General features: G+C 51.9%; 22 protein-coding genes and 1 riboswitch. All 22 genes read left to right on the top strand.

Translation table 11 applies throughout. From position 1 onward, the window contains the following. The 22 genes from IEY53_RS17470 (at position 1) to atpG (ending at position 20,244) form a co-directional block, all read left to right on the top strand. The gene (locus IEY53_RS17470) at positions 1 to 474 is read left to right on the top strand and encodes a GNAT family N-acetyltransferase (RefSeq protein WP_229696207.1); all 474 of its coding nucleotides are present in this window, start codon (positions 1 to 3) and stop codon (positions 472 to 474) included. 750 nt (positions 475 to 1,224) lie between these two features. Then, a complete protein-coding gene (locus IEY53_RS17475; protein ID WP_229696208.1) occupies positions 1,225 to 1,635 on the top strand; it encodes a S41 family peptidase in 411 nt (136 codons plus the stop codon). Between the two features lie 97 nt (positions 1,636 to 1,732). Next, positions 1,733 to 2,833: a redox-regulated ATPase YchF gene (gene ychF / locus IEY53_RS17480; protein WP_189027156.1), complete on the top strand. Its 1,101-nt coding sequence runs from the start codon at positions 1,733 to 1,735 to the stop codon at positions 2,831 to 2,833. A gap of 215 nt (positions 2,834 to 3,048) precedes the next feature. Next, positions 3,049 to 4,116: a peptide chain release factor 1 gene (prfA, locus tag IEY53_RS17485; RefSeq protein WP_189027158.1), complete on the top strand. Its 1,068-nt coding sequence runs from the start codon at positions 3,049 to 3,051 to the stop codon at positions 4,114 to 4,116. Between the two features lie 25 nt (positions 4,117 to 4,141). Beyond that, positions 4,142 to 5,062, top strand: a complete 921-nt coding sequence (gene prmC, locus IEY53_RS17490) for a peptide chain release factor N(5)-glutamine methyltransferase (protein ID WP_189027330.1) — start codon at positions 4,142 to 4,144, stop codon at positions 5,060 to 5,062. A 133-nt stretch (positions 5,063 to 5,195) separates the two neighbouring features. Continuing rightward, the gene (locus IEY53_RS17495) at positions 5,196 to 6,380 is read left to right on the top strand and encodes an FtsW/RodA/SpoVE family cell cycle protein (protein ID WP_189027160.1); all 1,185 of its coding nucleotides are present in this window, start codon (positions 5,196 to 5,198) and stop codon (positions 6,378 to 6,380) included. Positions 6,381 to 6,861: 481 nt separating this feature from the next. Beyond that, positions 6,862 to 7,593, top strand: coding sequence for a stage II sporulation protein R (gene spoIIR, locus IEY53_RS17500; RefSeq protein ID WP_189027162.1), 732 nt, complete (start codon positions 6,862 to 6,864; stop codon positions 7,591 to 7,593). 238 nt (positions 7,594 to 7,831) lie between these two features. Continuing rightward, complete coding sequence (locus tag IEY53_RS17505; RefSeq protein ID WP_229696215.1) at positions 7,832 to 8,914, top strand: L-threonylcarbamoyladenylate synthase; 1,083 nt, start codon at positions 7,832 to 7,834, stop codon at positions 8,912 to 8,914. A gap of 129 nt (positions 8,915 to 9,043) precedes the next feature. Beyond that, positions 9,044 to 9,619: a manganese efflux pump MntP gene (locus IEY53_RS17510; RefSeq protein ID WP_189027164.1), complete on the top strand. Its 576-nt coding sequence runs from the start codon at positions 9,044 to 9,046 to the stop codon at positions 9,617 to 9,619. A 45-nt stretch (positions 9,620 to 9,664) separates the two neighbouring features. Next, positions 9,665 to 10,252, top strand: a complete 588-nt coding sequence (locus tag IEY53_RS17515; RefSeq protein WP_189027166.1) for a low molecular weight protein arginine phosphatase — start codon at positions 9,665 to 9,667, stop codon at positions 10,250 to 10,252. A gap of 48 nt (positions 10,253 to 10,300) precedes the next feature. Continuing rightward, positions 10,301 to 10,383, top strand: a riboswitch (ZMP/ZTP riboswitch). Between the two features lie 87 nt (positions 10,384 to 10,470). Next, positions 10,471 to 11,052 carry a TIGR01440 family protein gene (locus tag IEY53_RS17520; protein ID WP_373293876.1) on the top strand — a complete coding sequence of 194 codons (582 nt, stop codon included), beginning with the start codon at positions 10,471 to 10,473 and terminating at the stop codon, positions 11,050 to 11,052. Positions 11,053 to 11,107: 55 nt separating this feature from the next. Continuing rightward, entirely contained in the window at positions 11,108 to 12,358 is a 1,251-nt protein-coding gene (glyA, locus tag IEY53_RS17525; RefSeq protein ID WP_308424230.1) for a serine hydroxymethyltransferase, read from the top strand. A 468-nt stretch (positions 12,359 to 12,826) separates the two neighbouring features. Continuing rightward, entirely contained in the window at positions 12,827 to 13,456 is a 630-nt protein-coding gene (upp, locus tag IEY53_RS17530; RefSeq protein ID WP_189027172.1) for a uracil phosphoribosyltransferase, read from the top strand. 52 nt (positions 13,457 to 13,508) lie between these two features. Beyond that, on the top strand, positions 13,509 to 14,663 hold the full coding sequence (gene wecB, locus IEY53_RS17535; RefSeq protein WP_189027174.1) for a non-hydrolyzing UDP-N-acetylglucosamine 2-epimerase: 1,155 nt from the start codon (positions 13,509 to 13,511) through the stop codon (positions 14,661 to 14,663). 184 nt (positions 14,664 to 14,847) lie between these two features. Beyond that, the gene (locus IEY53_RS17540) at positions 14,848 to 15,081 is read left to right on the top strand and encodes an AtpZ/AtpI family protein (protein ID WP_189027176.1); all 234 of its coding nucleotides are present in this window, start codon (positions 14,848 to 14,850) and stop codon (positions 15,079 to 15,081) included. Further along, complete coding sequence (locus IEY53_RS17545; RefSeq protein WP_189027178.1) at positions 15,074 to 15,451, top strand: ATP synthase subunit I; 378 nt, start codon at positions 15,074 to 15,076, stop codon at positions 15,449 to 15,451. Before IEY53_RS17540 ends, IEY53_RS17545 begins: the two co-directional genes overlap by 8 nt. A gap of 31 nt (positions 15,452 to 15,482) precedes the next feature. Beyond that, positions 15,483 to 16,250 (top strand): F0F1 ATP synthase subunit A, encoded by a 768-nt coding sequence (gene atpB, locus IEY53_RS17550; RefSeq protein ID WP_189027180.1) that lies wholly within the window; start codon positions 15,483 to 15,485, stop codon positions 16,248 to 16,250. Between the two features lie 108 nt (positions 16,251 to 16,358). Then, positions 16,359 to 16,571, top strand: coding sequence for a F0F1 ATP synthase subunit C (gene atpE, locus IEY53_RS17555; protein WP_189027182.1), 213 nt, complete (start codon positions 16,359 to 16,361; stop codon positions 16,569 to 16,571). Between the two features lie 97 nt (positions 16,572 to 16,668). After that, positions 16,669 to 17,157: a F0F1 ATP synthase subunit B gene (gene atpF, locus IEY53_RS17560; RefSeq protein WP_189027184.1), complete on the top strand. Its 489-nt coding sequence runs from the start codon at positions 16,669 to 16,671 to the stop codon at positions 17,155 to 17,157. Then, a complete protein-coding gene (locus IEY53_RS17565) occupies positions 17,154 to 17,705 on the top strand; it encodes a F0F1 ATP synthase subunit delta (protein ID WP_189027186.1) in 552 nt (183 codons plus the stop codon). Before atpF ends, IEY53_RS17565 begins: the two co-directional genes overlap by 4 nt. 11 nt (positions 17,706 to 17,716) lie before the next feature. Continuing rightward, positions 17,717 to 19,228 (top strand): F0F1 ATP synthase subunit alpha, encoded by a 1,512-nt coding sequence (gene atpA, locus IEY53_RS17570; RefSeq protein ID WP_189027187.1) that lies wholly within the window; start codon positions 17,717 to 17,719, stop codon positions 19,226 to 19,228. A gap of 146 nt (positions 19,229 to 19,374) precedes the next feature. Continuing rightward, positions 19,375 to 20,244, top strand: coding sequence for an ATP synthase F1 subunit gamma (gene atpG / locus IEY53_RS17575; RefSeq protein ID WP_189027189.1), 870 nt, complete (start codon positions 19,375 to 19,377; stop codon positions 20,242 to 20,244). The last annotated feature ends 103 nt before the right edge of the window (positions 20,245 to 20,347 follow it).

Genomic DNA, 20,347 nt, shown 5'->3' on the forward strand with positions numbered 1-20,347 from the left:
ATGATGATTAAACTAGTCCATATGGACGAAGCCACGTTTCAATTTTTTTTAAGCCAGTCGACCAGTGATTACGCATCGGACAAGATCAATGCGGGGGCGTGGGACCCGGAGACTGCCATGAAGCAGTCCGCGGATGCCATGACCCAATCCTTGCCGGACGGGCTGCATACCGAGGGTGCTTATATTTATTCCGTAGTAGAGATCAGCAGCGGGACACAGGTCGGATACGTCTGGTTCAATGTTAAGGAAGGCCGCAGCGGCCGCGAGGCTTTTATCTATGACATTTATATTTTTGAGCCGTTTCAGGGCAAGGGGTACGGCAAGCAGGCTATGCTGGCGCTGGAGGAAGAGGCCCGTGCACTGAACATTATCAGGATTGGCCTGCATGTCTTCGGCCAGAACAAACGCGCTTTTGAGCTGTACCAGAAAGTAGGCTACTCGGTTACCGACATCACGATGTCGAAAGATCTGTAGACCAGGCGTACAGCTGGTTAGAGATTCATATTATAAGGTCAGCCAGAAACTTCTGGTTGGCCTTATTTGTTTACAAAGGCATTCAACCCGCATTTAATCAGCCATGCTCATCTCTAATTGGCTGTCTTCAGAACACTTACGGACCAGGTGGCTCTTATTTTCTATATAAGGTGTATTTAGCCGAGCTTACGGACCGTATCACTCTTATTGCCTCTCCATCAGGCATATATAGAGTGGATTTCGGTGAATAGGTACATCTGAGTCTGTAAGCATAGCCGAATCGTGTTTTTCTTGAAAATAAGCGCACTCCGGTCCGTTTTCGCAACTTTGACATGTTTGCTGCCACTTGGAGTTATCGTCATTCGCGTTAAGCTCTCAACTGACATGTAACACAACACCTGAGTCTAATACGCCTGTGTCTAATACAGCATCAGCCTTTAAAAGGTGGGAATAGATGGCGCATGCGAAAGTGTGCCCCCGGGAGGCACGGGCGGAGATCGCTAGAGTGCACTTTATACATCAGGATGGGCAAAAGTAGGCTCGTTTTAGGATTTCAGTGTATTTGGTGCAGCAGGAACTGCAGCATTAGCCGAAAAGTGCCTTACGGCTATCTTTTGAATGTACAAAATACATCATGATGGATGTTTGAGCCTCGATTTAACCATTCTGAGGTACTATATACATTAGAACAGCTCGAAGGTTGGTGACGAAGGCTGATCCATATCAAACAGACTTCAGACATCCTTAGCTTTGCCGAACCTGCCGCCGGAAGCGTCAACCCAGTTCCAGTCCTACTCCAAATGGGAGAATAATATAGTGCCTTTCCATCCCGTGGGCTTTAAGGGGAAAATCTTTCTGCTTGTGGACAGCCGTGTGTATTCCGCTGCCGAAGGGTTTGCAGTGTTTGCCAAAAATACAAATTTCGCCACACTCGTAGGCGCAAGAACCGGGGGAGACGGGATTGGCATCGATCCGCTGCTCCTGGCTTTACCCCATAGCGGATACGTGGCCAGCTTCTCCTTCTCCATGGGACTCGTCTCCGATGGAAGCTGCAACGAGGAAACGAAGACATTGCCTGATGTGGAGGTGGACCCGGATGCTTCCAGGCCTTTGCTGGATCAGCCCGCGGTCAGGAGGGTGCTGGAGCTTGCCGGAAAGTGATCCGGTGTTGCTGGACCCTATGTTCTAATATATAATGGTTTAGATCGTATAACTTAGGCGGATGATCAATTAACTGAACATAGGAGTTGTCATATAAATGGCTTTGAAAGCGGGTATTGTTGGGCTTCCCAACGTAGGGAAATCGACATTGTTTAATGCAATCACGCAAGCGGGGGCGGAATCGGCGAATTACCCTTTTTGCACAATTGACCCGAACGTTGGGGTTGTAGAAGTGCCGGACGAACGTCTGGATAAGTTGACGGAGCTGGTGCAGCCGAACAAAACGGTTCCAACCGCTTTTGAATTTGTCGATATTGCCGGTCTGGTGCGCGGCGCAAGCAAAGGAGAAGGACTTGGCAACAAGTTCCTGGCCCATATCCGCGAAGTGGATGCCATCGTTCATGTGGTACGCTGCTTCGAGGATGAGAATGTTACGCATGTTGACGGCAAGGTGAATCCGATCAGCGATATCGAGACCATTAATCTGGAGCTCATTCTGGCGGATCTGGAGAGCGTGGAGAAGCGGATTGAGCGTTCACGCAAAAACATCAAAGGCGGCGACAAGAAATACGCCCAGGAAGTGGAGCTGCTCGAGCGCATCAAGGAATCGCTTTATAATGACAAACCTGTGCGCAGCGTGGAATTATCCGACGAAGAGCGGATTATTATCCGTGACCTGCACCTGCTTACCCTGAAGCCTGTCCTTTACGCGGCAAATGTGAGCGAGGATGAGGTAGCCAGTGCAGAGGACAATCCTTATGTGCAGAAGGTGCGTGAATTTGCCGCTGCCGAGAATGCCGAAGTTGTGCCGATTAGCGCAAAGGTGGAAGCGGAGATTGCCGAGCTTGAAGGTGAAGATAAAGCCATGTTCCTGGAGGAGCTGGGTCTGGAAGAGTCCGGCTTGAACCGTCTGATCAAAGCGGCGTACAAGCTGCTTGGCCTGTATACGTATTTCACCGCTGGTGTGCAGGAAGTACGTGCATGGACCATCCGCCGGGGAACCAAAGCTCCTGGAGCTGCAGGTGTGATTCATACGGATTTTGAGCGTGGTTTTATCCGTGCCGAGGTAGTTGCCTATGCCGATCTGGTGGCGGCGGGTTCCATGAACGGTGCCAAAGAGCGCGGCCAGCTGCGTCTGGAAGGCAAGGAATATTTGGTGCAGGATGGAGACGTTATGCATTTCCGCTTTAATGTATAGATAAATATTGCACAAATAAGCATAGCCGGGCATCTCAGGAGTAGAATATCTACTGCTTGGATGTCCTTTTTGGATAGGGAATGATTTGCGGCCGGCACTGTAGCCAATTTGCCGGATCGGTGGTATAATATAAAGTCGTGTATCCAATTTTATTAATTCACGATGTCGGAGCTTTATTATTGCTTTTGAATATGAATCAGGAGAGGTGAATTCCCTTGTTGGACCGATTGCAATCCCTGGCGGGCCGCTATGAGAAACTCAGTGAACTGCTTTGTGACCCGGACGTTGCAAGCGACAGTAAGAAACTGAGGGACTATTCCAAAGAACAATCAGATCTGCAGCCTGCCTATGAGGCGTATGCTGAATATAAAAATGTTATGGAAGAGCTGGAAGCCGCCAAAATTATGCAAGGCGAAAAGCTTGATGATGAAATGAAAGAAATGGTCAAGATGGAGATCGAGGAGCTTTCTGCCCGGCAGGTTGAGCTTGAAGCGAAGATCCATGTGCTTCTGCTGCCGAAGGACCCGAATGACGACAAGAACGTCATCGTGGAAATCCGCGGCGCAGCCGGCGGAGATGAAGCGGCCTTGTTCGCCTCCGACTTGTACCGGATGTATACCCGGTATGCGGACGCCCAAGGCTGGCGCGTTGAGCTGATGGACGTCAACACCAATGACCTCGGCGGGTTTAAGGAAGTTATCTTCCTGATTAACGGCCGCGGCGCTTACAGCAAAATGAAATACGAAAGCGGCGCGCACCGCGTGCAGCGTATTCCAACGACCGAATCGGGCGGTCGTATTCATACCTCTACCTCTACTGTAGCGGTTATGCCTGAAGCGGAAGAATTTGAAATTGAAATTCACGACAGGGATATTCGTGTGGATACCTTCTGTTCCAGCGGTGCGGGCGGCCAGTCCGTTAATACGACCAAATCGGCTGTGCGCGTAACCCACGTGCCGACCGGTATTGTAGCCACTTGTCAGGACGGCAAGTCACAGAACTCCAATAAAGAGAAGGCGCTGCAGGTATTGCGTGCCCGGATCTCTGATTTGAAGCGCCAGGAAGAAGAAGCGAAGTACTCCGGCGAACGCAAGAGCAAGGTCGGCACCGGCGACCGCAGTGAACGGATCCGCACCTACAACTTCCCGCAGAGCCGGGTAACGGATCACCGGATCGGTTTGACTCTGCACCGTCTGGAGCAGGTCATGAACGGAGATATTACGGAAATTATCTCGGCACTCTCCATTGCCGAACAAGCGGAATTGATGGAAAAAGGAGAATAATGCTTTGAATGATGGCGCTTTTGTGATGTCGGAAGTGCAAAGCATCCGGGAAGCCTTTGCGGAGGCTTCTTCTTTTTTGAGTGCATGCGGGGTGAGTGAAGCGCAGCGCAGCGCGCAGCTCCTGCTGGAGCAGGTGCTGGGCTTGTCCGGCGCTGCGTATTATATGGCGCTGGCTGATCCTTTTCCCGCTGAAGCCAGAGCAATGTGGGAAGCGGGAGTCACCCGCCGGGGCACAGGCGAGCCGGTGCAATACATTATCGGGGAGCAGGAGTTCTACGGGCGGGCGTTTGAAGTGACGCCGGACGTGCTGATTCCTCGCCCGGAAACGGAGCTGCTCGTCGAGGCGGTTCTGCGCTACGGGGCGGAGCTGTGGCCAGGCGGTGTTGCCGGGCCGGGTGAAACGGCTGGCGGCGCGGGGGACGCGCGCGCCGCACGGCCGCTGACCGCCGTCGATATCGGCGCCGGCAGCGGAGCGATCTCGGTCACGCTGGCGGCGGAAGCGCCGGCGTGGCGGGTCTGCGCCGGCGACATCTCGCCGGCGGCCCTGGCCGTGGCCGCGCGCAACGCGTTGCGGCACGGCACGGCTGTGGACCTGCGGCTCGGCGACCTGCTCGAGCCGTTTGCGGGGCTGGAGACGGATATACTCGTCTCCAACCCGCCGTACATTCCCGGCGGAGACATCGCCGGGCTGCAGCGCGAGGTGCGCGACCATGAGCCGCGCACGGCGCTCGACGGCGGCGCGGACGGGCTGGACCCGTACCGCCGCATGATGGAGCAGCTGCCGCTGCTCCCGGCTCCGCCGCGGCTGGTCGGCTTTGAGCTCGGCCAGGGCCAGGCAGAGCAAGTGGCCGCGCTGCTGGAAGCCGCCGGCCACTGGAACGAGATCGTGACCATTCGCGATCTCGCGGGTATACCGCGCCATGTGCTGGGCCTGGCGCGCGGATAACGTACGGGATTTAAGCATCTGTATGGACGATGGGCACAATTGTATTTTTATCCGTGTTTCCATTACAATGGATTGAGACAGCTTTGGTGTGTATGCACCTGCGAGCTGCGAGTACAAAGCAAGGAGGCAAAGCATGCTTCAGAAATTCAAAAAGATCGATGGCGTCATCGTTGTGATTCTCGCCTTGTTGATGGTCGTTAGCATCTTTGCCATTTATAGTGTGACCTACGGGAGAAGCAAGCTGGACGGTTCCCACGAATCGATGATTAAGTTCTATATCCTGGGTTTCATTGCTTTCTTTGGAATCACATTCATCGACTACCGTCTGCTTGTTAAATACTCCGTCTATATCTATGGCGCGGGAGTGGTACTGCTGGTGCTGGTCAGCTTTATCGGGGAAGAACAGAACGGGGCCCAGGGCTGGATCAAGTTCGGCACGTTGGGATTTCAGCCAGCCGAGCTGTTTAAGCTGATCCTGATTCTCTTCCTTGGGTCCATGCTGTTCCGCAAAAACAAAAATCAGTTATTGTTCTGGCGCGATGTCGTTCCATTGTCGATGATTGCAATTGTGCCCTTTGTGATTGTTATTACCCAGAATGACCTTGGTAACGCCTTGTCTTATCTGGTAATCCTGGTTGGGCTGCTCTGGATCGGCAACATCAAATTTACGCATGCGCTGCTTGGGCTCGTCATAATCGGAGGGGCCGCAGTAGCAGGTATTATGAGTTATATCCATTATCATGACAATATCAAAGTGTTCCTCACGGACATTGGGCGCTCCCACTGGATTGAACGGTTTGACCCGTGGCTGGTCCCGGAAAAAGCAACAGCCAAAGCGAGCTATCATACCAAAAATGCCAAGCTGGCCATTGCCTCGGGCGGTATGAGCGGCGAAGGTTATATGCAGGGTAACTCTGTGCAGACGGACCGTGTGCCTTACACTTATTCAGATTCCATCTTTGTGCAAATTGCTGAAGAGTTCGGGTTCGTAGGTTCGGCACTCGTATTGCTCTTATATTTCATCCTGATCCATCGCATGATTCTAATCGCGCTGGAATGCCGTGACCGTGCAGGACCTTTCCTGATTGTAGGGATTGTAGCCATGATGCTTTATCAAATATTTGAGAATATCGGTGCGTTCCTTGGACTGATGCCGTTGACTGGGATCACCTTGCCGTTCATCAGTTACGGAGGCACCTCACTCTTGATCAATATGGCCAGTATTGGATTGATTATGAGCGTGCGCCTGCATGGTCAGGAAGTGGAGGAAGACCTCCCCAAATCAACAAGGTACTCCGCACCGGCCAAACAGGTCTAATACTAGTGTCGTGTCGTACCATATCCAAATTAAATTATGAAACTCTGAAAATAGTACTGAAAGCAGGCATCGCTGGGGCTCTGCTGCATCCTATCTGTGCTGAACGCGATTCTAATGTATTTCGTGCAGCGTAATCACGCTTGAGCGGCTCCAAAGCTTGTTCTGATGTATTTAATACCTTGGACATGGCGAAAACGGGTGTTTTTCAGTCCTTTCTGCTGTTTCTGATGCATGAAATACAGTCTAATCGATCATACACCGGAATTACTTACAATCTGATGTACAAAGTGCATGAACACAAAAGTACAGTTTAAAGGCTGATGAAATACTGGGTAACCCAACTATACGCCGCCAGTTTCCTTTGCAAAGGGGAGACCTGGCGGCTTTTTGCATCAAAAATAATAGATTGATAGGTTTGCAGGTTTACTCTCCCGGGCATACTGACTGACATAAGAGTTCAGTGGGAGAGGGGCAACAGACAATGAATAACAATCACTCTAGTATTGGCGAATCGTTGCGGGTAACTTTTAAGTATACTGCCATTTTACTTTGTTTTTTTATGGTACTGATGATGGCCTGGGAGAGTCAAAAAACCGATGCAGCTGTAGCAGAGGTGGCCATACCGCAAGAGTCGATCCGGCTGCGTATTCTGGCGAATTCGGATGGAACACAGGATCAGATGATCAAACGGCAAATCCGCGACAAAGTGGTCGAGCAGATGAATCAGTGGGTGACTGAGCTTGAAGATCCGCAGAGCCTGGAACAGGCGCGCAGCCTGATCCGCGGTCATCTGCCGGAGCTGAATGCCCTGGTAGGTACGGAGCTTGCGTCACGCGGTATGGATTATTCCTATAACGTGGAGCTTGGAGTGGTCCCTTTTCCCACCAAACTGTATGGCGGCACCGTCTATCCCGCCGGCGATTATGAAGCAGTGCGGGTGACACTTGGTGCGGGTAAAGGGCAAAACTGGTGGTGTGTGCTGTTCCCGCCGCTCTGCTTCATTGACGCGGGTTCCGGTGATGCCGCTGCACCTGCAACGGCTCAAGGGACGAAGACGGTTTCTGCGTCTAATGAAGAAGGGAATGGGAAGACAGTGCAGACTGTTGCAGCTGCAACTTCTGATTCAGCGGATGGCGAAACTCCTGAAGTGCGTTTCTTCGTATGGGAGCTGCTGCAAAATCTGTGGAACTGGATCAGCAGTTTATGGGCTTGATCAGATATGGTACTATTTGAGAAGCGGATCGGTTGCGGCTCCACCTGGTGGGGCCGTTTCTTCTTGGCTGGACTGGCGGCTCTGCCGCTTTAGCTTCACAGCTGCGCTCTCGCGAATAATCTTGAGTAGAAAGCCTGGGATAATGATGAACAAACACAATGACCCGTTGTTCGCTGTTCAGCGCAATAGCGGGGACATCCGACATACTGTAAATTGGGAACTGGATTATGCCAAAGGAATGGAGGCAGCATCGCTTGTGACTGGTGGCACCGACTGGCCGGCGCTGACGGAAGCGGCGGAGATGCTCCGGCAGGGAAGTACGGTAGCCTTTCCGACGGAGACGGTATATGGCCTGGGTGCGGATGCGCGAAACACGGCAGCGGTAGAAGCGGTGTTTGCTGCCAAAGGCCGCCCATCCGATAATCCGCTGATTGTGCATATCGCCGATCCGGCTGCTCTTACGGGCCTGGTCACCGAGGTTCATCCGGCGGCGGCAGCTTTGATGAATGCGTATTGGCCCGGGCCGCTGACGCTGGTGCTGCCCGTTCGGCCCGGCGTGTTGTCGCCCCGTGTAACCGCCGGGCTCGACACGGTTGGCGTGCGCATGCCCGACCATCCGGTGGCGCTGGCTTTGCTCAGCGCCGCGGGCTGCCCGGTGGCCGCGCCCAGCGCCAACCGCTCCGGGCGGCCGAGTCCGACCCTGGCCGCCCACGTGCTGGACGACCTCGCCGGTTATATCGGCGGGGTCCTGGACGGCGGCCCGGCCGGGGTCGGCCTGGAGTCGACCGTCGTCCAGGTGCAGCCGGACGGCACCGCCCTGGTGCTGCGCCCCGGCGGCATCACGGCAGAGCAGCTCGCCGCCGTCGTGGGCCCGGCTGCCGTGGCCGCCGTGCCTGAACCCGCCGCAGGCTCCGCTACTGCGGCCGCGAACCCTGCCCCGCGCGCGCCGGGCATGAAGTACACGCACTACGCGCCGCGCGGCTGGCTCGGCGTAGTGCGCGGCGCTTCGCCGCAACGCGTGGCCGAAGCTGCCGCAGAGCAGCTCGCAGCGGCGAAGCTGGGCGGCGAAGTCACGGGCCTGCTCCTCTTCGAGGAGCATCAGGCCCTCTACCCCGCCGCGGCCGCTGACTGCGTGGTGTCTCTCGGCTCGCTAGCCTCGCCGGAGGAGGGCGCGCGCTCACTGTATGCCGCGCTGCGGCGCTTCGATGAAGCGGGAGCGACTTACATCCTGGCCGAGGCCTGCCCTGAGGCCGGCCTCGGCGCCGCCATTATGAACCGGCTGATGAAAGCCGCCGGCGGTTCCATCATCGACGCCGGCTGAGCCCCGGCATTTTGTACATCCTGCCTGTAAGGCTTTTTCGACTATAGTTGCGGTGCTGCCCCTGTCATGTTCACCCCCTTGTCCGCATATCGTGGTTGTACAAGATATTTGGACTTGGGGGGCTTAAGGATGGGCATAGGCGAACTATATCCAGCATGGGGACAGACCGTAACAATTGCAATGATGGCGGTTGCACTGGGAATGGATGCCTTTTCACTAGGCGTCGGAATTGGCATGAAAGGGATTCGTCTGCTGCATGTGCTGCAAATGAGCCTGCTGATTGCCCTGTTTCACGTGCTTATGCCGCTTGTAGGATTGTTGACGGGGAGTTATGTGGGGCAATTGCTGGGCCAGGTTACGGCCTATGCTGCCGGAGGCCTGCTGGTGCTGCTGGGGGCGCATATGCTGTATAATTCATTTCGTTCGAACACCGCAGGGCCGGTGCGTGCGGTGAATCATCGGACCTTTCTCGGGATGCTGCTCATCTCGCTGAGCGTAAGTATAGATTCCTTTTCCGTCGGGGTATCACTGGGGATGTTTGTGAACAGTGTGCTGATTACCGTGTTGGCATTCGGGGTTTGCGGAGGACTGATGGCTATTACCGGACTGCTGCTGGGGCGGCATGTCAGCCGGAGCCTCGGCGAATACGGGGAAGCGCTCGGCGGAGCCATACTGCTGGGGTTTGGCTTGCTGTTCATCTTCTGATACAATAACGGCAAACGATTTTTTTAGTTTATGGGGGTGGAAAGCATGCTGCATATTTTAATTGTCTGCACCGGAAATACGTGCCGCAGTCCGATGGCTGAAGGCCTTTTGCGGAAGCTCGCGCAGGAACGGGGGATTGATCTGGAAGTGCGGTCTGCGGGAGTCTCCGCCATTCCCGGCACTTCAATTTCCAGACACGCCGCAGCTATACTGCGGGAGGAAGGGATCAACGATCTAGTGAAGTCCTCTCAAGTAACCGGGCAGACCATCGCCTGGGCCGATTTGGTGCTCACTTTAACCGGAGGACACAAGCGCCATCTGCTGCAATATTTTCCCGAGGCTGTGGCGAAGACCTATACGCTTAAGGAATACGTTCATGATGAAGCGGCAACCACCAGTGATATCAAGGAGCTGGATAGTCTGTATGCCGAGTCCGAGATGGCTATTGCGCTTGGCGGTGAGCCGGATGCGGCGGCGATGCAGCGGATGATCGAGATCCGCCAGCGTATTCCGAGCTTTGACATTACCGATCCGTTTGGTGGAAGCCGTGAAGACTACGAATTGGCCGCTTCTGAAATCCGTACAGCACTGCATGGCCTGCTGGATAAGCTGGAAGCCTTGCGCCGGCTGTAAAGGTGTTGATTTTCGGAGGGCTATGCTTTAAGATAAAAGAACAAATATCGGTTCCGGTGTAACTGGCGACAAATGTGGAGCAAACCACGATGGAGCACTGGAATAAACGGCCGGTCGCCTGGGCAAAAGAGCAAATCCGCAGCTACCTGCGGACTGCTCTTTTTTGTTTAAATTTAAGAACTGTCAGCTCCGTCATATCTTTGGAGGAGGGAATGCAAGTGGATGAGTCCGAATTGTCCTTGACCGCAGCGACAGCGGAGGTGCTTCGTGAGCTGGCTGCTGCCGGGAAGCTGGATTCCGGCAAAATTGTTGTAGTAGGGGTCAGCACCAGCGAGGTTGCGGGTGCCCGCATCGGTACCGGTGGCGCACTTGATGTGGCGCAGCAGCTGCTGGATGGGGTGCGTCAGGCTGCGGAAGAGTTTGGCTTCCAGCCGGTGTATCAGTGCTGCGAGCATTTGAACCGTGCGCTTGTTATGGAGCGGTCCTTGCTGGAAGCCCTGGGATTGAACGAGGTTGCGGCGGTGCCTGTTCCGGGAGCCGGAGGCTCCATGGCAGCAGCGGCTTTCCGCTCCATGGCTGATCCTGTTCTGGCTGAGACGGTGCAGGCCCATGCCGGCATTGACATTGGCGAGACGCTGATCGGTATGCATCTGCGCCGGGTAGCTGTCCCGTTCCGGCCGACACTCCGCTACATTGGCGCAGCCCGTGTAAATGCAGCCTGGACGCGTCCGGCGCTGATCGGCGGCGAGCGTGCGGTATACCGCACGCCGGAGACAAGCGGGGCTCAGCTTTGCGATTAAACAGCAGTTTTTTAGGAATCACAACCTATCATACAAACCCAAGGAGGAAATACAAATCATGGAACAATTGCGTAAGAGTGACCCGGCAGTACTGGAAGCGATGGGACTGGAGCTGAAACGTCAGCGTGCCAATATTGAGCTTATTGCCTCGGAGAATATCGTCAGCGAAGCCGTGATGGAAGCGATGGGTTCGGTGCTTACCAACAAATACGCGGAAGGATATCCGGGTAAACGTTACTATGGTGGTTGTGAAGATGTGGATATTGTTGAGAATCTGGCCCGCGACCGTGCCAAAGAGCTGTTTGGTGCAGAACATGTCAACGTACAGCCGCACTCCGGCGCGCAAGCGAACATGGCTGTTTATCTGGCGGCACTTAAACCCGGCGATACCGTGCTGGGCATGAATCTGGCGCATGGCGGCCATTTGACGCATGGCAGCCCGGTTAATGCTTCCGGCTTGCTCTATAACTTCGTTGCCTATGGTGTGCAGGAAGATACTTTCCTGATTGATTATGATGAAGTCCGCAAAGCTGCTTTCAAACACCGTCCCAAAATGATCGTTGCCGGTGCAAGTGCATACCCGCGCATTATTGATTTTGAAGCTCTTGCTTCCATTGCGAATGACGTTGGTGCGTTGTTCATGGTGGACATGGCGCATATCGCCGGTCTGGTAGCGGCAGGACTTCACCCAAGTCCGGTGCCTCATGCCCATTTCGTGACGACTACAACCCACAAAACGCTGCGCGGTCCGCGCGGAGGACTCATCATGTGCAGACAGCCGTGGGCAGCTGCCATCGACAAAGCGGTGTTCCCGGGAACACAAGGCGGTCCACTGATGCATGTGATTGCTTCCAAAGCAGTAGCGCTCGGTGAGGCTTTGCTTCCATCCTTTAAGACGTATGCGGAGAATGTCGTGAAGAACGCCAAGGTGCTTGCAGAGACGCTGGTAGCTGAAGGGATTAACATTGTTTCCGGCGGAACAGACAATCACTTGATGCTGCTGGATACCCGCAATCTGGGGATTACCGGCAAGGATGCAGAGAAGGTGCTGGACTCCATTGGAATTACTGTGAACAAAAATGCGATCCCGTTTGACCCGACCAGCCCTTTTGTCACCAGTGGTATCCGTATCGGCACACCTGCCATCACTTCCCGTGGCATGGACGAGCAGGCTATGAAAGTAATCGGCCGGATTGTGGCGAACGTGCTGAAGAATCCGAAGGATGAAACGAAGCTTGCTGAAGCTGCCCGTGAAGTGGCTGCACTTACAGAACAATACCCGCTTTACCCTGAACTTCAGTATTAATACTCTATAGATCCTTAGTAGAGGATTGTACCGATATGCTGCCTTCGTGACCCTGGATGACCGGGCTTCACGAAGGTTTTTTTATAGGGAAATACACCTGGTTGCAGCAGTATGTTGTAGAATGTTCACATTTATGAAGTGGGAAATGGTTGAAATGTAATGAAAAACAAAATGAAAGTTCATGTAATTTTCAAAAATATTAGTGAAAGAAATGTGAAGAGTATGAAAATGGCGATTATGTATAAACTAATTCACGGTTTACATCATTTTTAACCCCAATACGTCCAGAACTGGATTGACATTTGCCGGGAAACCTGCAGCTTTTGCCTTCTTGTGAAAGAAAATCCGTATTCCTCGTAGGTGAAAAGAGGAGGAGGTGATGATATAATAGACAAGATTTAGCCGTAATAAAGCAAAAGCGCTTTCCAGGCTATAGACAAGACTTACAATTACCGGAGGGACAAGTTGATGGGAAAATTGGTGATTTGCGATCATCCTTTGATTCAGCACAAATTAACATTTATTCGCGACGTGCGTACTAACACTAAGGAATTCAGAGAACATGTGGATGAAGTGGCTACTTTGATGGCGTATGAAATTACACGGGATATCCCGCTAGAGACGATTACAGTTCAGACTCCTGTGGCTGAAACGGAGAGCAAAGTGATCTCGGGCAGAATGCTTGGGCTTGTTCCCATTCTCCGTGCCGGTCTTGGAATGACGGAAGGTGTGCTGAAGCTGCTGCCAGCAGCAAAAGTAGGACATGTAGGGCTGTTCCGTGACCCTGAAACGCTGCAGCCGGTGGAATATTACATTAAGCTGCCTACAGATGTGCAGGAACGTGAATTGATCGTGATTGATCCGATGCTAGCAACCGGCGGGTCGGCCATTGCAGCGATTACATCCCTGAAGAACCGTGGCTGCACCCAGATCAAAATGATGAACCTCATTGCTGCCCCGGAGGGTGTAGCTGCCGTTCAGGAAGCGCATCCGGATGTGGATATTTATGTCGCTGCGCTGGATGACCATCTGAACGAGCACGGTTATATCGTTCCTGGACTCGGGGATGCCGGCGACCGTCTTTATGGAACCAAATAGCAGGGAGTAACGTAGAAGTATTGGCGAGAGCAATGAAGAAAGGGTAGGGGATATGTCCAAAATTAAAGTGATGACAATTTTCGGAGTGCGTCCTGAGGCGATTAAAATGGCGCCGCTGGTACTCGAATTAAACAAACATCCGGAGCATATTGAATCGTTGGTTTGCGTGACTGCGCAGCACCGTGAACTGTTGGATCAGGTGCTGGAGGTATTCAAGATTACACCTGATTTTGACCTGGATGTCATGAAGGACCGCCAGACGCTGAATGAAATTACCATTCGTGTGCTTGAAGGGCTGGAGCCTGTGCTCCGCGAAGCCAAGCCGGATCTTGTACTTGTGCATGGTGATACCTTGACTACTTTCCTGGCCAGCTATGCTTCATTTCTGCAGCAAATTCAGGTTGGGCATGTAGAAGCAGGGCTTCGGACCTGGAATAAGCTGTCGCCTTATCCGGAAGAAATGAACCGTCAATTGACGGGAGTGCTGGCGGATTTGCACTTTGCTCCTACGGGGGGGGCAGCGGATAACCTAAGACATGAGAACAAAAAAGAATCAAGTATCTATATCACAGGCAACACCGTAACCGATGTGTTTCAATATACCGTACAGCCGGATTATCAGCATCCTGTTCTAGATTTTGCTGCTGGAAAAAGACTAATTCTGATGACGGCGCATCGCAGAGAATCGCAGGGCGAACCGCACCGTCATATTTTCCGTGCTGTCAAAAGAATCGCTGATGAATTTGAGGATGTTGCTATTGTATATCCTGTGCATCCGAGTCCGGCAGTCAAGGAACCTGCACATGAAATCTTAGGCGGACATCCGAGAATTAAGCTGATTGATCCACTTGACGTTGTGGATCTGCACAATTTTTATCCACATACCCACTTGATATTAACCGATTCCGGCGGCTTGCAAGAGGAAGCTCCCTCATTCGGGGTTCCTGTGCTGGTGCTGCGGGATACAACCGAACGTCCGGAGGGAATCGCAGCCGGAACATTGGAGCTTGTGGGGACGGACGAGGAGAAGGTGTATCAACGGACACATGCTCTGCTGACTGATCAGGAGCTCTATCAGTCCATGAGCCGGGCCGCCAACCCGTACGGAGACGGCAAAGCCTCCGAAAGAATTGTCAATGCGATTTTGCACCATTTCGGGATCAAAAAAGAGCGTCCTGAAGAATTTCACACAATGTTCACAAATTAACCAGAAAATTGATGGGAACAATATTTCTGAACTGTAAAATCAACATACAGTGAAACTGTACGGTTTATATGGTTTTGGAACGTTTTGCTGTGATTATTTTCATGTTTTCATGGGATTTCGGGTATTGTTCAATGAATTGACAAAGAGTCAGGAAATTCAGTAAAATTAGTTGGGATTGTAGCCGATGAAGGATCAAAAAGACACGTATAGTCTGGGGCGAACTGCGCTTGTCATCGGTGGTGCCGGCACTTTGCTTGCCGCTTACATTATTATGGGTTTTTTTGCAGCCAGATGGTTGCAGGCTAAGCTGGAAGCACCGGATTACTGGTTGGCTATCGGCACGATAACAGGAATGGTTTTGGGCATCATCAATATCGTCCTGTTAATCAGAAAATTTTTGGGGGAGCAGAATGGATAATATGACTCCCATGATCAGCGCTGTTACTAGGTGGACCTTTGTTCTGATGGCCGGTCTGCTCACAGGCTGGGCTCTTCATCATGAGACCCGGGCGGTGACGCTGGGGATGACTCTGGGTCTTGCCGCCGGCTTGGTCAACTTTCGTTATTTGGCCACCAAAGTCCGTATTGTAACACAGTCGATTGCAAGCAAGGAAGGAAGAGCCTTCAGCCTGGGTTTTGTTACAAGGATCAGCATCGCAATATTGGTAACCATGTTCTCGGTCAAGATCGAGCACTTTTCGCTTGAAGCGACACTTGCCGGTCTGTTCATTCCCCAGCTTCTCGCCATTCCTGCGGGGATATATCTGAGTATCAAGAAGAAGATGTAACCAGAATAAAGAGAAAGGGGGATGATATACTATGCATGCTATGCCCAAAATCATGCTCGGAAGTATCCCGATAGATTTGTCTGCTGTACTGATGCTTATCATCAGCTGTACAGTGGTATTCGTTCTGGTGATGCTGTCGGTTCGCAACCTGTCGGTTGAGAATCCTTCCAAGCTGCAGAACTTTATGGAATGGGTTGTAGAATTTGTACAGGGTGTGATTAGCAGTGCTATGGACCTTAAGAAAGGGAAACCTTACATATCCTTGGGGCTCACCTTAATCCTGTTCATCTTTGTTTCCAACCTGCTCGGCCTGCCGTTCTCAGTTGTAACCGAGGCGCATGAGCCGGTAACGGTGTTCGGTCATGTCATTGAAGCAACCCGGAACCTGTCCCATGGAGACCACGTAGAGCTTCTATGGTACAAATCGCCAACTGCAGATATCAACGTTACGGCTGGTTTGGCCATTATCGTGTTTGTACTCATGAACTATCTGGGGATTAAGCTTAACGGCAAACATTACTTCAAGCACTACGTTGAGCCGTTCCCGATTTTCCTGCCGCTCAACATTATTGAGAATCTGGCCAAGCCGATTGCCCTGGCCATCCGGCTTTATGCCAATATCTTTGCCGGGGAAGTACTTATCACTGTAATTCTCAAGCTGGGTATTCTCAGTATTCCGTTTCTTGCCGTTTGGCAGGGCTTCAGTATCTTTGTCGGAGCACTCCAGGCGTTTATCTTTACGATTCTGACGATGGTTTATATCGCACAGATGACGATCCACGAAGAAGATGCTCATTAATGAACTGCCGTGAAGAGGAGGCGATTGCCAATTCATGCTTCACGGGAGATATTTTATATCATTAAAACAAATACCAAATGAACCGAAATTAAAGGAGGATATTTACAAATGGAATTTTTAGCAGCAGCAATAGCAGTTGGTTTGGGTGCACTGGGTGCAGGTCTTGGTAACGGTATGATCGTAAGTAGAACTGTAGAATCTATCGCCCGTCAACCGGAAGCACGCAACGCCCTGCAAACCACGATGTTTATCGGTGTAGGTATCGTCGAAGTAATTCCTTTGGCTGCAACAGTAATTGCATTCCTGATCATGTTTCAATAATTTGCCGTATTTGCGGTTTGGCGGGGACGGCCGATGCCATCCGCGCCTTACTTTTGTACAGATCCGCAGCCAGCGGTAACGGAAGGGAGTGACCTCAGTGGAAATCGTTTGGACCAATATTATTTTTTCAATTGCAGCATTTTTGATTCTATATATTTTGCTTAGTAAATTTGCCTTCAGCAAATTGTTTGCAGTGATGGAGACACGTCGTGAACTGGTGATGCAGCAGCTCGATGAAGCTGCAAAGACCCGCGAGCAGGCGGTCGCTTATGTGGAAGAGCAAAAGCAAGCCCTGAACAATGCGCGTCAGGAAGCTCAAAGCATTATTCAGCAATCGCAAATTACAAGCAACCAGCAGGTTGACCGCCTTCTGGAGCAGGCCAAGGTGGAAGCTTCGCGCGTTAAGGCAGAAGCCGTCCGGGATATCGAGAACGAGAAGAACAAAGCGGTTGAAGAGCTGCGGAGCGAAATCGGAACAGCTTCTGTCCGCATTGCATCCAAGCTCTTGAACAAGGAAGTTCAAGCAAGCGGAGAGCAAGAGCAGCTTGTTGACCAATACCTCAAAGAGGTAGGAGGCCGATCATGAGCCGCGATACGGTAGCTGCCAAGCGTTATGCCAAGGCTTTGTACAGTTCGGCAGTAGAGCAGGGGATCACTCTGGAAGTGGAAGAACAGCTGAAGACGGTAGTCGAAGTGCTGCACAAAGACAAAGAAGTGAAGCGGTTCATTCTTGCGCCGCGGATCTCGGAGTCGGAGAAGCTTAAAGTACTGCGTACAGCCCTTCAAGACAAGCTTTCCCCAATTGTACTGAACACTGTAGAACTTTTGGTAGAGCGGGGCAGAACCGATATTTTCGCTGATCTGCTGGATACGTATATCAAAATTGAAGGAGACGCTCTTGGAATCGGTGATGCTACAGTGTATTCTACTTATCCTCTAAGTCAAGAGGAGCAGGCCAGTGTAGCTGCAGAGTTCAGCCAGCTTACGAAGCGGAAGATCCGCGTAGTGAACGTGGTTGACAAGAGCCTTTTGGGCGGACTGAAGGTCGTCATTGGCGATACCCTTTATGACGGCAGTCTGGCCAATAAATTGGAACGTCTCGAGAAATCTTTTAATGATAAGCATAGAAGATAGGGGTGAGGATATTGGGCATCAGACCTGAAGAGATCAGCACTTTGATCAAAAGTCAAATTGAGCAATATAAATCCGATATCGAAGTTGCCGAAATCGGCACCGTCATTCAAGTCGGCGACGGTATCGCCCGTGTCTACGGTCTGGAAAACGCAATGGCAGGCGAATTGCTGGAGTTCTCCAACGGAGTAGTAGGCATGGCACTTAACCTGGAAGAAAGCAACGTGGGTGTTGTAATTCTGGGTGAATATACGGAAATTCGCGAAGGCGATCAAGTCAAACGCACAGGGCAGATTATGCAGGTTCCGGTTGGTGAAGCCTTGCTGGGCCGTGTTGTAAACGCCTTGGGCCAGCCGCTTGACGGCAAAGGACCTATCGAAACTACCGAGTTCCGTCCGGTAGAGAACAACGCTCCGGGCGTTATCGACCGCAAATCGGTTCATGAGCCGATGCAAACCGGTCTTAAAGCGATTGACGCCATGGTTCCGATTGGACGCGGACAACGCGAACTTATCATCGGTGACCGCCAAACCGGTAAAACTGCCATTGCGATTGATGCAATCATCAACCAAAAGGGCAACGGAATGAAATGTATCTATGTGGCTATTGGGCAAAAACAATCCACAGTAGCACAGGTAGTAGAGACTTTGCGCCGTCATGGTGCCCTGGACTACACCATCATTGTAACGGCGTCGGCTTCCGAGCCTTCTCCGCTCCTTTATATCGCTCCATACGCAGGTTGTGCAATGGGCGAATATTTCATGTACAAAGGCGAGCATGTACTGGTCATTTATGATGACTTGTCCAAGCAAGCTTCCGCTTACCGTGAGTTGTCCTTGCTGCTCCGTCGTCCACCGGGCCGCGAAGCGTTCCCTGGTGATGTCTTCTACCTGCACTCCCGTCTCCTGGAACGTGCTGCGAAGCTTAGCGATGAGCTTGGTGGGGGTTCATTAACCGCACTTCCGTTTATCGAAACACAGGCTTCTGACGTATCGGCTTACATTCCTACCAACGTAATCTCGATTACAGATGGACAGATTTTCCTTGAATCCGACCTGTTCTATTCCGGTCAGCGTCCGGCGATCAACGTCGGTATCTCTGTATCGCGTGTAGGGGGTTCTGCACAGATCAAAGCCATGAAGAAGGTAGCCGGCTCACTCCGTCTGGATCTGGCCCAATACCGTGAGCTTCAGGCGTTCTCCCAGTTTGGTTCTGACCTCGACAAATCTACGCAAGCCCGTCTGAACCGCGGTGCCCGTATGATGGAGATTTTGAAGCAAGGTGTAAACCAGCCGCTGTCCGTTGAGCATCAGGTGCTTAGCTTGTACACTGCGGTAAAAGGTCATCTGGATGATATTCCGGTCAAAGACGTTAGACGTTTTGAAAAGGAATTCCTGGCCTTTATCGACAGCAGCGCAGCCGAAATCGCCAAATCCATTACGGATACCAAAGATCTGACTGCGGATAATGAAGCAGCGTTGAAGGCAGCTATCGAGAAGTTCAAAAGAGGGTTTGCTACCAGCTAATCCTTGAATATAGAATATGAAGACTTGAGGTTTGGCTCCGCCAAAGCTCAAGTTATGCTTACGAAGTTAGCTTTGGCTCTGCCAAAGCTCAGCTTATGCTTACGAAGTTAGCTTTGGCTCCGCCAAAGCTCTAAGGTGGTGAAATCATGGCAAGAAGCATGCGTGATATTAAACGTCAAATCAAGAGCGTTCAAAACACCAGACAGATCACAAAAGCGATGGAGATGGTTGCTGCCTCCAAGCTGAGAAGAGCACAGGAGAAAGCGGAAGCTGCCCGTCCTTACTCAGAAAAGCTGAAAGAGGTCGTGTCGAGTATTGCTGCCGGAACTGATGGTATCCAGCATCCTATGCTGGTCAGCCGTCCCGTCAAAAAAACAGCATATCTGATTGTTACTTCGGATAGAGGGCTCGCAGGCGGTTACAACGCAAACATTTTGCGTAAAGTAACCATGCTTATCGCGGAGCGGCATCAATCCAAAGACGAATATGCTTTGTTTGTTATCGGCCGGAAAGGCCGTGACTTTCTGCGCCGCCGTGAATACCCGATTGTGGCGGAAGTGACCGAGCTTTCCGATGCACCGAAGTTTGCGGACATCAAGTCCATTGCCAACTCGGCGGTACAGCAGTTCGAGACAGGTGAATACGACGAGTTGTACATTTGCTACAACCAATTCATCAATGCCATTACACAAGTACCAACCGTAGACCGCCTGCTTCCTATGGATGATATGGGGAATACGAAGCAGCATGAAGCGAGTGCAACCTACGAATATGAGCCTTCACCGGAAGGCGTACTCGAAGTGCTGCTTCCTAAATATGCTGAAACCTTGATTTATAGCGCAATTCTTGACGGCAAAGCCAGTGAGCTGGGTGCGAAGATGACAGCGATGGGCAGTGCAACGAAGAACGCGTCGAAAATGATCGGAGAACTTAGACTGACGTACAACCGTGCACGCCAGGCGGCTATTACCCAGGAAATTACCGAGATCGTGGCCGGTGCGAACGCGCAGTCGTAATACAGGAAAAGTGAATCCTACGTGTGACTTATCTTGTATTGTATGAGAAACGGTGCCGGCCATAAAGGGCGGCATTGTCGTTTCTTCTTATTGTAACAGCTTT

Source organism: Paenibacillus albidus, assembly GCF_014644435.1.
GTDB lineage: Bacteria > Bacillota > Bacilli > Paenibacillales > Paenibacillaceae > Paenibacillus_AQ > Paenibacillus_AQ albidus.